Origin of the sequence: Pseudoalteromonas sp. B160 (assembly GCF_037162485.1) — a bacterium.
Lineage (GTDB): Bacteria > Pseudomonadota > Gammaproteobacteria > Enterobacterales > Alteromonadaceae > Pseudoalteromonas > Pseudoalteromonas rhizosphaerae.
Genome location: NZ_JARLUX010000001.1, coordinates 3,717,721 through 3,733,109, shown reverse-complemented (window position 1 = coordinate 3,733,109; position 15,389 = coordinate 3,717,721). Strand labels below are relative to the sequence as shown.

General features: G+C 39.3%; 11 protein-coding genes and 4 pseudogenes. 7 read left to right on the top strand and 8 right to left on the bottom strand.

Annotated elements, in window-relative coordinates:
* The first annotated feature begins 64 nt into the window (after positions 1–64).
* A complete protein-coding gene (locus tag P4S61_RS17380; protein ID WP_337118741.1) occupies positions 65–1,237 on the top strand; it encodes a putative manganese transporter in 1,173 nt (390 codons plus the stop codon).
* 219 nt (positions 1,238–1,456) lie between these two features.
* On the opposite strand, the gene P4S61_RS17375 is transcribed toward P4S61_RS17380, so the two are convergent.
* The 7 genes and pseudogenes from P4S61_RS17375 to seqA form a co-directional block, all read right to left on the bottom strand.
* Positions 1,457–1,822 carry a DUF805 domain-containing protein gene (locus P4S61_RS17375; RefSeq protein WP_337118740.1) on the bottom strand — a complete coding sequence of 122 codons (366 nt, stop codon included), beginning with the start codon at positions 1,820–1,822 and terminating at the stop codon, positions 1,457–1,459.
* 132 nt (positions 1,823–1,954) lie between these two features.
* Complete coding sequence (locus P4S61_RS17370; protein ID WP_182757723.1) at positions 1,955–3,532, bottom strand: dihydrolipoyllysine-residue acetyltransferase; 1,578 nt, start codon at positions 3,530–3,532, stop codon at positions 1,955–1,957.
* Between the two features lie 8 nt (positions 3,533–3,540).
* Positions 3,541–4,517: pseudogene (locus tag P4S61_RS17365) on the bottom strand (alpha-ketoacid dehydrogenase subunit beta).
* Positions 4,517–5,731: a thiamine pyrophosphate-dependent dehydrogenase E1 component subunit alpha gene (locus tag P4S61_RS17360; RefSeq protein WP_145233891.1), complete on the bottom strand. Its 1,215-nt coding sequence runs from the start codon at positions 5,729–5,731 to the stop codon at positions 4,517–4,519. The pseudogene P4S61_RS17365 and the gene P4S61_RS17360 overlap by 1 nt, the downstream one beginning before the upstream one ends.
* A gap of 261 nt (positions 5,732–5,992) precedes the next feature.
* Positions 5,993–7,045: a succinylglutamate desuccinylase gene (gene astE / locus P4S61_RS17355; protein ID WP_337118739.1), complete on the bottom strand. Its 1,053-nt coding sequence runs from the start codon at positions 7,043–7,045 to the stop codon at positions 5,993–5,995.
* Positions 7,046–7,129: 84 nt separating this feature from the next.
* Positions 7,130–8,767, bottom strand: a complete 1,638-nt coding sequence (gene pgm, locus P4S61_RS17350) for a phosphoglucomutase (alpha-D-glucose-1,6-bisphosphate-dependent) (protein WP_182730940.1) — start codon at positions 8,765–8,767, stop codon at positions 7,130–7,132.
* 10 nt (positions 8,768–8,777) lie between these two features.
* Positions 8,778–9,362, bottom strand: a complete 585-nt coding sequence (seqA, locus tag P4S61_RS17345) for a replication initiation negative regulator SeqA (protein WP_182717858.1) — start codon at positions 9,360–9,362, stop codon at positions 8,778–8,780.
* A 140-nt stretch (positions 9,363–9,502) separates the two neighbouring features.
* Here seqA and P4S61_RS17340 point away from each other — a divergent pair.
* From P4S61_RS17340 to fur, 5 genes and pseudogenes are all read left to right on the top strand, one after another.
* Positions 9,503–10,268, top strand: a pseudogene (locus P4S61_RS17340) (alpha/beta fold hydrolase).
* 99 nt (positions 10,269–10,367) lie between these two features.
* A pseudogene (locus P4S61_RS17335) lies at positions 10,368–10,588 on the top strand (DUF2788 domain-containing protein).
* A gap of 2 nt (positions 10,589–10,590) precedes the next feature.
* Positions 10,591–10,869, top strand: a complete 279-nt coding sequence (gene ybfE / locus P4S61_RS17330; protein ID WP_016709654.1) for a LexA regulated protein — start codon at positions 10,591–10,593, stop codon at positions 10,867–10,869.
* A 14-nt stretch (positions 10,870–10,883) separates the two neighbouring features.
* Positions 10,884–11,411 (top strand): flavodoxin FldA, encoded by a 528-nt coding sequence (gene fldA, locus P4S61_RS17325; protein ID WP_145233882.1) that lies wholly within the window; start codon positions 10,884–10,886, stop codon positions 11,409–11,411.
* 186 nt (positions 11,412–11,597) lie between these two features.
* Positions 11,598–12,038: a ferric iron uptake transcriptional regulator gene (gene fur, locus P4S61_RS17320; protein WP_145233880.1), complete on the top strand. Its 441-nt coding sequence runs from the start codon at positions 11,598–11,600 to the stop codon at positions 12,036–12,038.
* Between the two features lie 90 nt (positions 12,039–12,128).
* Here the strand turns inward: fur and glnS are convergent, their stop codons facing one another.
* A complete protein-coding gene (gene glnS, locus P4S61_RS17315) occupies positions 12,129–13,790 on the bottom strand; it encodes a glutamine--tRNA ligase (RefSeq protein ID WP_145233878.1) in 1,662 nt (553 codons plus the stop codon).
* Between the two features lie 512 nt (positions 13,791–14,302).
* Here glnS and P4S61_RS17310 point away from each other — a divergent pair.
* Positions 14,303–15,372 (top strand): annotated as a pseudogene (locus P4S61_RS17310) (DUF3083 family protein).
* Positions 15,373–15,389 lie beyond the last annotated feature (17 nt).

Sequence of the window (15,389 nt, the reverse complement as noted above, 5' to 3'; positions counted from 1 at the left end):
ATGATATTGATTTTCATTTAATTTAAATCTAAAGTGCAACTTAGATAGCTTTTAGGTTGCACTTATGTTTTCACTTTCACTGCCCAAAATTAGTTTTCCAGCGTCCACACATTTTATTATCAATAATAAACGGCTGTTATTACCGCTATTGTTATTGTGTTGTTTAGCTTATGCTCCTTTGCGAGCAATGACATTAACGGCAATGAGTGATGCGTTTTTTCAAGTTAGTATATTTGTTGCCGCCACTTTATTTATCTATTACTACGCCATTGACCGGCTGCCTCACTTAGAGCTTGGCTATTTAAGTCAAAAATCCCCCTTGTTAGAAATTAGTTTTGCTTCATTACTCGGTGCTTTGCCAGGTTGCGGAGGCGCTATCATAGTAGTGACACAATTTACCAAAGGACAAGCGAGCTTTGGCTCTATCGTTGCTGTATTAACAGCGACCATGGGGGATGCTGCATTTTTACTATTAGCAACGAAGCCGCTTGAAGGCTTACTTATTATGATTATTGGCCTGAGCGTTGGTATTATCAGCGGCTCCTTAGTCAATGCATTTCATAAGCAAGATTATCTTCGCCCAGCAAAAAATGATTATGCTGATGAGTGCTTAAATCAGCCTAGTAAGGCAATTATAGTCAGTAAATCAATTTGGCAAATTATTATGATGCCCAGTCTTATTGTGGCAATAATGATTGCTTTCAATACTGACTTTTCAGCCTTTGACGCTCTACTTGCTGAATCAATAACCTTATTTGGCGCTATTATGGCGCTATTGGCTGTTACCACTTGGGCGCTGTCGTCTAAAGGTCAAAGCTATCAACAAGTAACTTCAGAAGAAGAAACTATAACGCCCCCTTCAAAGCTATATAAAGTTTTGCAAGACACCCATTTTGTCACGGCATGGGTAGTTGCCTCGTTTATGCTATTTGAGTTATTAGTAACATTTGCCGGTGTAGATTTAAAAGCCTGGTTTACTCACTATGCATACTTAGCGCCTTTAATTGCCGTTTTGATTGGTTTTTTACCTGGCTGTGGACCACAAATAGTGGTAACTACATTGTATATTCAAGGCATCATTCCCTTTAGTGCCTTAGCTGCGAATGCAATATCAAATGACGGCGATGCCCTTTTCCCTGCAATCGCAATGGCACCACGTGCCGCATTTGTGGCAACAATATATTCGGCAATTCCCGCTTTACTCGTTGGTTATGGCTTATATTTCTTTGGGTTGTAAGTCACTGACATAAAAAAGCTCAGCGACTGCTGAGCTTTTCATTATACCAATCGTGTTAAGTTACTGACCATTTATAGCGACAGATAAATACAGTGATAACAAGGCATAAATTTTGACATATAGTTGTTCTACTTGAAAAAATTATAACGCAGTTAGCGCTTTATTTAGCTCGCTAGAATGGTTAAATATTTAAGTCAATTGGTATTATTCATTATTTAATTAAACAGTAGCGGATTCTAGAGCAACTTCTTTTGGATTTGGGCCATGATCATTTTCACCTTCTTGCGAATCTTGTGCTAGGAAGATAATCAATACAATCCAACCAACTATTGGCACTAGCCAAAGTAACTGCCACCAACCAGAACGATTCGTATCATGAAGACGACGAGCACCTGCACTTAGTTGCGGGATCAACACAGCCAAACTATATACTGTGCTTATGATGATTGTATCTGTCAACTCATCGAATACACCAGTTACGAACGAAAAAATAATATTGAACAGTATAAACATCCAATATGCTTTGCGACGACTACGTCCATTAAAATCGGCATAACGACGCATTGCTTCCATGAAGTATTTCATAATAATTCCTTAATTTTTTTAAATTCCCTTACGGGTGTCGCTTTTAGCAACAACAATATAATAAATAAAAAACAACAATATGAAAACAAAAAACCAGCATTAAGCTGGTTTTAAAATAGGTAACGTTTAAAGTTAACTCATTGCCATCATCATTTTAGCTGGATTTTCTAAATACGATTTCCACAAGTTATTGAATCGCGCTATCGTAGCGCCATCAATCACTCGGTGATCGCCTGACCAACTAACTTGCATAATTGCAGCAGACACCACTTGCCCTTTGGCATCAAAACGCGGTAGATGTTGTAATTTACCCAATGCCACAATCGCCACTTCTGGCTTGTTGATAATTGGCGTCGCAACTGTGCCGCCAATCGCGCCAATATTAGAAATGCTAATTGTGCCGCCTTTGAGATCGTCAGGGCTAACACGTCCTTCACGGGCAGCATCCGTCAATCGCGTTACTTCATTGGCTACATCAACAATACTCTTTGTTTGACATTGTTTAATATTTGGCACTAACAAACCAATTTTAGAGTCAACTGCCATACCGATATTGTGATCATCAAAGTAGCTAAGCTCAGTGCATTCATCATTTATTTTCGAGTTTAATACCGGAAATTCTTTCATAGCCAGCGATAAGGCCTTGATGAAAAATGGCATCATTGTCAATTTAACGCCTTGTTGCTTATATTGCTCTTTTAAATCACTGCGCAAAGCAATCAAAGTTGTTAAATCAATCTCATCACAAAATGTAAAATGTGGGATAGTCGTTACCGAAGCAACCATTTGTTTAGCCATTGCTGCTTTGATGCCTTTAATTGGCTCAATGCGCATGCCGCCAGTGTCGCTAGCTGTGGTTTTCGTAACGTCAGGCTTCGTTTGCAGTGGTGATGTATCAATACTATTTGGCACTTCCCCTTTCACAAACTGTTCAATGTCCTCTTTGTAAATACGGCCATTCTTACCACTGCCTGGGACTGTGGTTAGATCAACATCAAGTTCACGTGCTTTGCGTCTTACTGCCGGTGATGCGACCGCCTTTTTATTAATTACAGGGGCTGTTACTGACTTTTCAACTACTGCTGGTTTTTGCTCTACCGCTTTGGTTTGTGCTTTCACTAATGCATCATTGATATCGACAACATTTGCTTGAGTGCCTGCAATCGACATTTGAAAAAGTGGACTGTGTACTTGCGCAACATCCCCTTTAGCATAATAAAGTTTTACCACTGTGCCGGTATATTTAGCTGGAATTTGTACGAGTGCTTTATCTGTCATTACATCACAAACGGCTTGATCTTCTTCTATCAAATCGCCTTCGCTGACTAACCACTCAACAATTTCACACTCAACAATTCCTTCACCAATATCGGGAAGGATAAAATCCTCAACGACTTCAGAGTCAGTATTTGTTTGCGTGTGCTCTATTACGCTGGTTGTTTCTGGTTGAGTATGATCGGCTGTAGTCTCACCAGCTACATCCATTGCAAACAGCGGGGCATGCACTAAAGCAATATCCCCTTTAGCATAATAGAGCTTACTGATCACACCATCATGAACCGCAGGAATTTGCACCAGTGCTTTGTCTGTCATTACATCACAAATCGGTTGATCTTCAGCTACGGTGTCGCCTTCGGCTACTAACCATTCAACAACTTCACATTCAACGATGCCTTCACCGATATCCGGTAAAATAAAATCTTTTGCCATGATGACTCCTAAAATTCGACCGATTGCTTGATTGCTGCGAGCACTTTCAACGCATCAGGTACATATTCTTTTTCAAGCGCTAATGGATACGGAGTATCTAAGCCGCAAACACGTAAGATAGGTGATTCTAAATGCAAAAAACATTCTTGTTGGATTGTCGCCGCAATTTCTGCACCAAAACCATTAGTGATTGGTGCTTCATGGCTAACAATAAGTCGCCCTGTTTTTGTCACTGAGTTAACAATCGTTTCCATATCCCATGGTAAAATACTGCGTAGATCAATCACTTCACAACTAATACCCTGCTCACTTGCACGTTTTGCAGCATCTTCGATGATTTCCATCTGTGCGCCCCAAGCAAGTAGTGTTACATCCGTACCTTCACTAACTATTTCAGCTTTACCAAGTTCAATGCTGTAATCTTGTTCAGGAACTTCACCCGTTGATGCACGATATAAACGTTTAGGCTCAAAGAAAATAACTGGATTATCATCTTTAATTGCAGCACGTAATAAGCCCTTTGCTTGGTAAGGGTTGCGAGGGACAACAATCTTAAGTCCCGGGGTATGTGCAAAATAAGCTCCAGGTGATTGCGAATGATATAAACCACCGGCAATACCACCACCGTAAGAGTACGGATAGTCAGGTTGCCAACATTAAACTCGTTACCGCTACGATAACGAAATTTAGCAGACTCATTTACTATTTGGTCAAAGGCTGGAAAGATATAATCGGCAAATTGAATTTCAGCAAGTGCTGGTGCGCCAAACGCTGCTAAGCCATTAGCAAAACCCATGATCCCTTGTTCGGTTAATGGTGTATTAAATACACGGTGCTGACCATATTTCTCTTGTAGTCCAGACGTTGCGCGAAATACGCCGCCAAAATAGCCAACATCTTCACCAAAAATACACGCTTGCGGATGTTCAGCCATAGTTATATCAAGGGCTGAATTAATCGCATGTAACATATTCATTTTAGCCATTACTTAATTCTCCCTGCAGTCACTGGGTAAGCATCGGGGTGTTGCTTGATATGCGTTTTCAATTGCTCGTATTGACGTTGCAAAGAAGGGATCGGTGTATCATATACATCCGACACCAACTCTTCTAAGGCCGGTTTTGCAATCACTTCAGCGCGTTTTAATGCGGCTAGGATATCTTCACGAATTTGCTCTTTGGCTTTATTGTCTTCTTCTTCATTAAGCCAGTTTTGCTTAATTAACCATTTGCGAAAACGTTCGATTGGACAAGATTGATAATTTGCTTCTTCGTCTTTTGAACGATAGCCACTAGGATCATCTGATGTAGAATGCGCGCCAAGGCGATATGCAATCGATTCAATTAAAATCGGCTCACCTGTTTTAGTGGCAAGTTCACGGGCTTTTTTAGTTGCGGCATAAACAGCAAGTGCATCAGCACCATCAACACGAATCGTTTTAATACCGTAACCTACGCCACGAGAAGCGATGCCGTCGCCCTTAAATTGCTCATCCGCAGGAGTTGAAATCGCATAGCCGTTATTGCGAGCAAAAAATATAACCGGTGACTTATGCACTGCGGCCATATTTAAACCAGCATGGAAGTCTCCTTCTGAAGCAGCCCCTTCGCCAAAGTAACAGATAGTTATGTTATCTATCGTTGAGCTTAGTTCACCTGATTTTGCATCTATGTGTTTAATTTTCTGCCCGTACGCGTAACCTGTTGCTTGCGGTATTTGAGTACCTAGCGGCGATGAGATAGTCATGTAATTAAGTGCACTTGAACCGTAGTGAATTGGCATTTGGCGACCTTTACCTAAATCCAACTCATTTGAAAACATTTGATTCATAAACTGATCAAGTGTGAAGCCACGATAATGAAGTGCAGCCTGCTCACGGTATTGCGCCATGATCATATCGTCTTGATCAAGTGCCGCAGCAGACGCTGTCACTGCCGCCTCTTCGCCTAAACATTGCATGTAAAAGCTTACCCGGCCTTGGCGTTGAGCAGCTTGCATACGCTCATCAAGTGCACGAATAAAACGCATTGTTTCATATAACCGCAGCGCAGTACTTTCATCAATATCGGGGGCTGTTGCACCGTCGTGGATATCGCCATCCTCGTTTAAAATACTCAAGGTCGGAATATTCAAGGCATGACCGTCAATAAATGAGAGATCATGACTAATATTCAGCGATACGTTATTTGGATTGCTCATAACCTACCTTCTTTTGTTGTCGTAAACAGTACAAGTCAGTTGTTATTATTGGCTGTGCTCTGCAGGATAAACTTTGCAGAAACTGTACTGTATTTAAATTAAAGCTGCTAACACTTTACGTTAACGTAAAGTGTTATTCAACTAATCATAGACGAAACAAAGTTAATTGGCGACAGTGGCATTGGAAAGTTAACTATACAAGAGCATAAAGTATATACAATCATATAGTTAACGATTTGAGCTGACCTGCAAAGCAACAAATTAAATAATATTATCAGTCAGTTGTAATGGTATTACCGTTAATAATGCACGTTGTCCAAGGGCGACATCGGCATTAGGAAATATAATTGCTTCGCCTTCAACATCTGCGTAATAACAGGTCTGACCATCCGTTGCGAGTAAATCACCTTTGCTAAACCCGGTAAAATTCTCGGCATCATCCGAAAAAGGAAACGAAAAATCGTGTTCAGTGCGATTGATTGATCGGTGCACAGCAAATAACTCAAAGTCACTTGCATCAAATTCTTTATATATCACTTCTTTTTGGCTAATTAATGCGATTAGGGTCGCTTTGGTTTTCGCAAAACGACTCATATCATTTTCACCAAACGGTTTTACTTGACCAAGTTCAACGGTAAATGAATCTGCACCATGAACAAAAGAAGAATAGTAACTAAAAGTGGTGGCTGGTGATTTCATCATTAGCACCGTATTTACTCCACAGCTTAATAAAAACTGTAGTTGCGATTTTTTCCACGGTTTACCATGTAAAAAGGGATATACAGCAAATTTATCATTTTTTGAACCACGAATAGCAGTATGCAAATCGTAATGACAGCGCTCTCGCTGCTGCCCACCGCGTTGATAAAAGTCACTAACATATTGTTCAAGCTTGGCCGCTCGTGTGCGCTCATTATTCATCTTTACACCTTCGACAGTGTGATGACCATTAAATAAACGGTTTAGATTTTCTTCTACAAAACGCTTGTCAATATTAATTGATTGCGGGTTACCAAAAATAAACAGTACACGCTGTGCTAGTTGTAAATCGCCTAAGATAATACGCTTAATTAATTCATCGCAAATTTCAATAGGTGCTGTTTCATTACCATGGATCGCACTTGAAAGTACCACATCGATTGTAGTAGAGCATTTTGGTTGAAACTCTATAACGCCGGTGTCATGAATAGTTACAGTGGTACCATTACTTAAAGTAAAAGCACTCGGTGCTAAGTGCCATTCATTATTACGGCTGAGAGTTAAAAAATCGCCTTGCTGTTGTAATTCGTTTAAATACTCTGAGTTGGCTGTCATAATCCAAATGCCTTCATATTATTATGCAAATGAGAAACAAAAACGGCTGAATAAATCAGCCGTTATAAAATAGTCTAAGCGTTATTAACTAATCACTGAATCAACCAACTTCTTGGCTTCTTTTTCTAATAGCGCTAAATGTTCTTCACCTTTGAATGATTCAAGGTAAATTTTATAAATGTCTTCAGTCCCTGATGGACGCGCTGCAAACCAGCCGTTTTCAGTAACTACTTTTAAACCACCAATAGCGGCATTATTACCAGGCGCATGAGTTAGCTTTTGTAAAATAGGCTCGCCCGCAAGTGTATCTGCCGTAACATCTTTCGCACTTAGCCCTTTAAGTCGCTCTTTTTGGGCAGAACTTGCAGGTGCATCTATACGTTTGTATATAGGCGCACCAAATTCGAGCTCAAGCTCTTTATAAAGTGCTGATGGGGTTTTTCCTGTTACAGCTAAAATTTCCGCGGCTAATAATCCCATGATGAAACCGTCTTTGTCGGTATTCCATACTGTACCGTCAAAACGAAGGAATGATGCCCCGGCACTTTCTTCACCGCCAAACGCGAGTGTTCCAGTACTTAGCCCTTCGACAAACCATTTAAAACCAACAGGTACTTCTCGTACTTGACGATTATTACGGGCAACTACTCGGTCAATCATCGCACTTGAAACAAGTGTCTTGCCAATTTCAACGTCTTTGGACCAATCACGATGATTTAATAAGTAATCAATGGCAACCGCTAAAAAGTGATTAGGATTCATTAAGCCGTCAGGAGTTACAATACCATGGCGATCATAGTCTGGATCATTGCCAATGCTTATATCAAAATCATCTTTAAGGGCGATTAGGTTTGCCATCGCATAAGGTGATGAGCAATCCATACGAATTTTGCCATCTTTATCAAGTGGCATAAATGCAAAGCGCGGATCGACACTTTCATTAACGATTGTTAAATCTAAAGCAAATTTTTCGGCGATAATAGGCCAAAAGTTGATCCCTGAACCACCGAGCGGATCAATACCCACTTTAATATTTGCCTTTGCAATCGCTTTTACATCAACAACATTAATCAAATCTTCAATATAAGGAGTCATTAAATCTTGGTATTTAATAAAACCTGAACGGGCAGCTTTTGCAAATGGGAATAGCTCAACTTCAACTAAATCTTCTAGTAGTAGTTGATTTGCTCTGTCTTCTATCCACTTAGTAACGTCAGTATCTGCCGGCCCGCCATTAGGTGGGTTATATTTAAAACCGCCATCTTCTGGAGGATTATGTGAAGGTGTAACAACAATACCGTCAGCTAATTCATGAGGATGTAATTTGTTATGACACACGACCGCGTGGCTAATCACCGGTGTAGGTGTAAAATCGTCGTTTTCTTGCGTGATCACTTGTACTTCGTTAGCAACAAGCACTTCAATCGCTGAATTGTAAGCCGCCTCACTTAACGCGTGCGTATCCTTACCTAAGAATAGCGGTCCAAAAATATTATTTTGTTTTCGGTAATCACAAATTGCTTGAGTAATGGCGAGAATGTGAGATTCATTGAATTTCACATCATATGAACAACCTCGGTGCCCTGAAGTACCAAAAGCAACACAATGTTCAGGGTTTTGCTCTAGATCGGGTTCATTTAAATAATAAGCAGACACTAATTTTGGTACATTTACTAAATCTGATTGTGTTGCAGGTTTCCCTGCACCGGAATGAATCGCCATTACATTTCCTTTATAAGTAGTCTCGAATTTTTTCAGCTTGTTCAGCACTATAGCCTAAGCCAAGTGCCACTTCGTGTAGCATCATTTTCTTACGGGTAGTATTTGAGTTGGTCATTACCCAGTATTCACTGTCGGTAATGTTTTTTGGATTCATACTGCTGCCACTGTTTACTAACGCTTCTTTGCTGGTTGCGAAGTAAACGCGATCACGCCCTTGCACATCCAATACCGCTGAAAAATCAGTTTTATGAGTTCTATGTAAAGCAGATAAAATAAACAAAAAGCGCCCTACTACGCCTTTTTGCATCGCCAACTCTTCTTTATTGAGTATATTAAAAACACTGGCATGCGCTTGTGTCAATGGTGTGACAGCGGCTGACTTTTTATTCTCGGTCGATGAGGTGTGTTCAGTTGTTTGAGTCGTCTTTGCAACCTCATGCGTGACGGGCTGTTCTGGTTTTTCTTGCGCGGCTAAATCATTTTCGCCGTGAATATTTAATAAACGACGTAAAATAGTTGAGGCGCTTTCGCCTATACTTTGAGTGTTACTTGCAATGTATTGATATAACTCGTCGTCTATGTCAATTTTTTTCATGTTATTCCTGTCGTTACGGGTCACATTTTTTCATCCATGCTGATTATACCCAAACCTGATTTAATTCTCTATGTTTTGCAATTTGTTATTTCACTAGGCAAACTAGGCACACTTTTATGAGATTGTTTTTGGAAACTGTGATGCTGTTAAATTACAAACAAACTGGCCAAGGGCCGCATGTAATTTTGATCCATGGATTGTTTGGTTCACTGGAAAATTTAAATGTTATAGCCAATGCATTGGCAGAAAATTTTACAGTAACGAATCTTGATTTACGTAACCATGGCCGTTCACCACACAGTGATATTATGGATTACCCGAGCAATGGCTGACGACGTACTCGCCTTAATGGACCATTTAAGTATTGATAAAGCCCATTTAGTCGGTCATTCTATGGGCGGGAAAGTTGCTATGCAAATAGCACATATTAATCCAAGCTCAGTAAATAAACTCGTAGTATTAGATATCGCTCCTGTTGCATATCAAAGTCGTCATGATGATATCATTGCGGCATTAAAGCTGGTAAAAAGCCATGCTATTAATGACCGCAAAGAAGCGGATAAATTAATGACGCAGCTAATACCTGAATTAGGTGTTCGCCAGTTTTTGCTAAAAAGCTATGCGAAAAACGAACTTGGTGAACTGCAGTGGCGCTTTAATTTGACTACCCTAAGTGAAAAATATCGCAATATTTTAGCAAATATTAAAGCAAATGATTCTTGTTTATGCGATACTTTATTTATCAAAGGGAACGATTCTGATTATATATTGCCTGAATATCGTGAAGCTATTATGGCTCAATTTAGCAACGCAAAAGCAAAAATTATTCATGGCGCAGGTCATTGGTTGCATGCCCAAAAACCAATGGCGGTTAATAAGTCTATCAATGATTTTTTAATGGCTTAATAAAGCAAAATTTAATCACGTATTTTTGACTTAGCGCACTAAATTATTACAATTTTATATGCTATAGTACGCGCCGTTTAATTTAAAGGTTATACGTTGATGGTCAGTCAGTTAATTAACGAATTTGATACCCTTGGGTTGTACTTTGGCTTAGCCGGTGTGTTCTTTTTTATCGGTATGGCTATCCAAGACGTACTAAAAAAGGGAATGTGCCTAAATTTGGCCGTTATGTAGTATGGCTTGTGCTATTTTTAGGGTGTTCTGGTTTTATCGCTAAAGGACTTATTCAAGTTTTTTGGCAAGGTGCGGGTGTGGGTTAACCATGGCTAAGTCTGAAACAGATAGAACAACGCTCGATTTATTTGAATACGAAAAACGCCCCGGCAGACCAAAAACGAATCCCCTACCAAGGGAGGTTCAGTTAAAGGTAAATAAACGTAATCAAATAAAAAGAGATAAAGCACGTGGTTTAAAGCGTGTCGAATTTAAAGTTTCATCGCAGTTATATCAAGCGTTAAGCGATATGGCCGATGCACAAAATATTAGCCGCAGTGCGCTGATTGAAACTATTTTACAAGAAAGATTGGCTATTGATAGATAAAAGGTTTTAAATCCATGGCAAGTGTAGGTATTTTTTTCGGAAGTGACACAGGTAACACAGAACATGTAGCTAAAATGATCCAAAAAGAATTGGGTAAAAAGTTAGTGGCTGTGCATGATATTGCTAAAAGTTCAAAAGAACAGATCGCAGAATTTGATTTAATCTTATTTGGCATTCCTACTTGGTATTATGGTGAAGCACAATGTGATTGGGATGACTTTTTCCCTGAATTAGAAGAAGTTGATTTTGAAGGCAAGCTTGTGGCTATTTTTGGCTGTGGCGATCAAGAAGACTACGCTGAATACTTCCTTGATGCGATGGGTATGATCAATGACATCGTTACTGAGCGTGGCGCTATTGTTGTGGGTCATTGGCCAACACAAGGGTATGATTTTGAAGCCTCGAAAGGCATGGCTGATGACAACCATTTTGTTGGTTTAGGCATTGATGAAGACCGTCAACCAGAGCTTACTGAACAACGTGTAAAAGCATGGTCAGCACAAGTTTATGAAGAAATGTGTTTAAGTGAACTTGCTGATTAAATGCACTTTATTGCTAGTAATCGTATAAAATAATGACGTTCGTTTTCCTATTACACATTTTATAAGTATTTCTAGCAATTGATCTTTGCACTTAATGACTAGGCACGTTATTCTTATCGTTGCTAATGTGTCGTGTACATCTTTGTAAGGTGTCTAGTATAACCAAATATAATTGAGACAGATTTAATGACTGATCATAACTTGGAATTAAAAAAAGCCGGCTTAAAAGTAACTTTGCCGCGTATTAAAATTTTAGAGATTTTACAATCTCCAGATAACCAACACATCAGCGCTGAAGATGTTTACAAAATTCTTTTGGACCTAGGTGAAGAAATTGGCCTTGCTACTGTGTACCGCGTACTTAACCAATTTGATGATGCGGGTATTGTTAGCCGTCACCATTTTGAAGGCGGTAAGTCTGTATTTGAACTCTCTGGTAGCACACACCATGATCACCTAGTATGTTTAAAATGTGGTAAAGTTGTTGAATTTGAAGATGAAATGATTGAACGTCGTCAACTTGAAATTTCAGAAGAAAATGGTATTAAATTAACCAACCACTCTCTTTATCTGTATGGCGAGTGTACTGACACTGCAGCATGTAAAGCATTTGCTGATAGCCAATAATTTATTAGCTGAATAAAAAAACCTGCAAATTGCAGGTTTTTTTATGTCTGTTACTTTTATCCCCTCGCCTTTGAGCGAAGGGATAAAAAACTACTGCTGTGTTTTAGTCCAAGAATCACGTAAACCAACTGTTTGGTTAAATACAATGTTCTCTGACTTAGTATCACGGCTGAAGTACCCTGTACGTTCAAATTGAAAACCTTGTGCAGGCTCTGCATTAGCAAGTGATGGCTCAAGTTTTGCATTTGCTAAAACCACTAATGAATCTGGATTTAAAGTTGTTGCAAAGTCTTCAGCTGCTGCAGGATTTGGTACGCTGAATAACCGATCATATAAACGAACTTCTGCGGTGATTGACTCACTGGCTGACACCCAGTGGATAACGCCCTTCACTTTACGTCCATCAGTTGGATTTTTGCCCAGCGTTTGTGGATCATAGCTACAAAAAATCGTGGTTATTTCGCCATTTTCGTCTTTTTCAACACGCTCTGCTTTAATAACATAAGCACCACGTAATCGAACTTCTTTATCAAGTACTAAGCGCTTGAATTTGTTATTTGCTTCTTCTTTGAAGTCTTCACGTTCAATATAAATTTCACGGGTGAACGGAACATCACGACGACCCATACTTTCATCATTTGGATGATTTGCAATTGATAAGGTTTCAACGGTATCAACAGCATAGTTTTCAATGATGATTTTAACCGGATCGAGAACGGCCATGGCACGTGGAGCATGTTCGTTTAAGTCTTCACGGATACAGGCTTCAAGCATGCCCATTTCAACCATGTTTTCTTGTTTGGTTACGCCAATACGTAAGCAAAATTCACGAATTGATGCTGGTGTATAACCACGACGGCGCAGACCTGCAATGGTAGGCATACGCGGATCATCCCACCCTTCAACATACTCATTGACCACTAAATCATTTAGCTTACGCTTTGACATTATAGTGTATTCAAGGTTTAACCTTGAAAACTCAATTTGTTGTGGATGACATTCAAGACTGATGTTATCTAACACCCAATCATATAAACGGCGGTTATCTTGAAATTCAAGTGTACACAATGAATGGGTAATGCCCTCTAGCGCATCTGAGATACAGTGCGTAAAGTCATACATTGGGTAAATACACCATTTATCACCGGTTTGATGATGATGAGCAAAACGCACACGATAAATAATAGGATCACGCAGCACCATAAATGAGCTGGCCATATCGATTTTTGCGCGTAATACACACTCGCCTTCTTTAAATTCACCAGCACGCATTTTTTCAAATAGTGCTAGGTTTTCTGAAGGACTAGTATCACGGGTTGGACTATTTTTACCAGGCTCTTTTAACGTGCCGCGATATTCACGCGCTTGATCAGCTGTTAAAAAGCACACATAGGCTAAGCCTTTATTAATAAGCTCTACAGCATAGTCATACAAAGTATCAAAATAATTTGACGAATACTTTATTTCACCATCCCAGTTAAAACCTAACCACTGAACATCTTCTTTGATTGAATTAACGTAGTTAATATCTTCTTTTTCAGGGTTAGTATCATCAAAACGTAAATTACATTGACCACTGTAGTCTTGCGCAATACCAAAATTTAAACAAATTGATTTAGCATGACCAATATGTAAAAAACCATTTGGCTCTGGTGGAAAACGAGTATGTGTAGACGCATGTTTACCTGATGCTAAATCTTCATCAATACGGGTTCTTATAAAGTTACTTGGGCGATTCTCAATTTCCGCCATAGGAATACAATCCTCACAATAGTGCATGGTGACAAAACTACTGCATTATACCCAAACCACCCCAAGATGCGAGTTTCAGTTGGAATTAAAAGCGATTTAGGCAAGGCATTGATTGCAAATAATAGTGGTTCTATTGGTAAAATCAATAACGCAGTATAAATCGTTTTTAAACCAACCTCGTTGGGCGTTTCGCAGGCACTTACTCTCATCGTTGTTACTTCTTAAAAGGGACTGCCATTGTTGCAAAGTAACGCCTTGATATTAAGCCCCTGTGAAACGCTGAATTCTGCATATTGAGGTGGTTTGGGTATATTATAAAAACAAACTTTAACATACAGTAATAGATGCGGGTTTATTACATATTGTGTGCTTAGCGGAAAATACTAGCTAAAGAACCACGCCTGGGTTGTTATTTAATCTCTTAATGACGATAAATTGTTCTAGCGCAATAAAACAGTCATTCAACCAAGCTACAGTGACGTCATTAAAGTAATTCTTTTAAGGAGAAAATAATGGCTTCACTTTCACAGCATCGCGTTTATATCCCAACTACTGCACGCGCAAACCAATATATCTTAGCGGAGTTCGTACCCAGTGCCGATTTATACGCACGTTTTAGTAATATACAGCAATGTTATGAACGTTTAGCACGACAGCTATTCTCTTCATGTGATGAATACGAGCTACACAATGTACATTTGATAGCAAACGATAAGCTCCCCGTTGTTAGGTTTCATGAAGAGTCGTATTGTTTACAAACAGAAAAACAAATTTTATTCTTTTATAACCCGCGTTACCATGAAGCGCATAAATGCATTTACGACAGCAGCAAACCCAGTAAAAAAATTCGCTTACTCTTCCTTGCTACTGGTGAAGACTTGCGTGCGAATGCTGCCATATTCCATACTCGGGTTAAAAAAGTACTCGAATACCTACAAAGCACATTATTGATCGATGAAGCAGCAATAAAAGTGCGTGATCATCAACATTTAACCTATGACTTGTTCGCCAAAGCGAAAGGATGTAAAGAAAGCTACGGTTATAAACTCAGAGGACTCTACCCTCGCTACCAAAGCCGCCATTGTACACTCCTGCAGAACATAATGAGATGACCTATACGACATTTGCGATCCCAATAACACGTACTATTAAAACTCAGTTTCATCATTTACTTAATAAGCCAACATTCACAGAGTTTTACCAGCACTTTTATGACGCATTTATTAAGCAATGCGCCGCCAAAAATTTACATTTAGCGGCGATGATAGCAAATGGTACGATGCCAATAATTAGAAACAGTAAGACTGATAACAACGATGGCAATCATGAATTGCAAAAGCTAAGTTTTTCAACCGACGATCAAAAAACGCAATACAGTCATTATTGGCATGATGAAAAACTAGTAGATTCACTGCATTTTGTTATTGTTGCCAGTGAAAAAGACGAACAAGGAATTGGCCACGGTCGGTTTATGAATCAAGTTGAAAGTGTGATCCGTACACTCATCGAACCATTATCTATTAATATAGAGCGCCAAGATATCACTGTGCGATTTTTTCAACATATCAATCATTATCTATAATAGCGAGCTTGTCGATA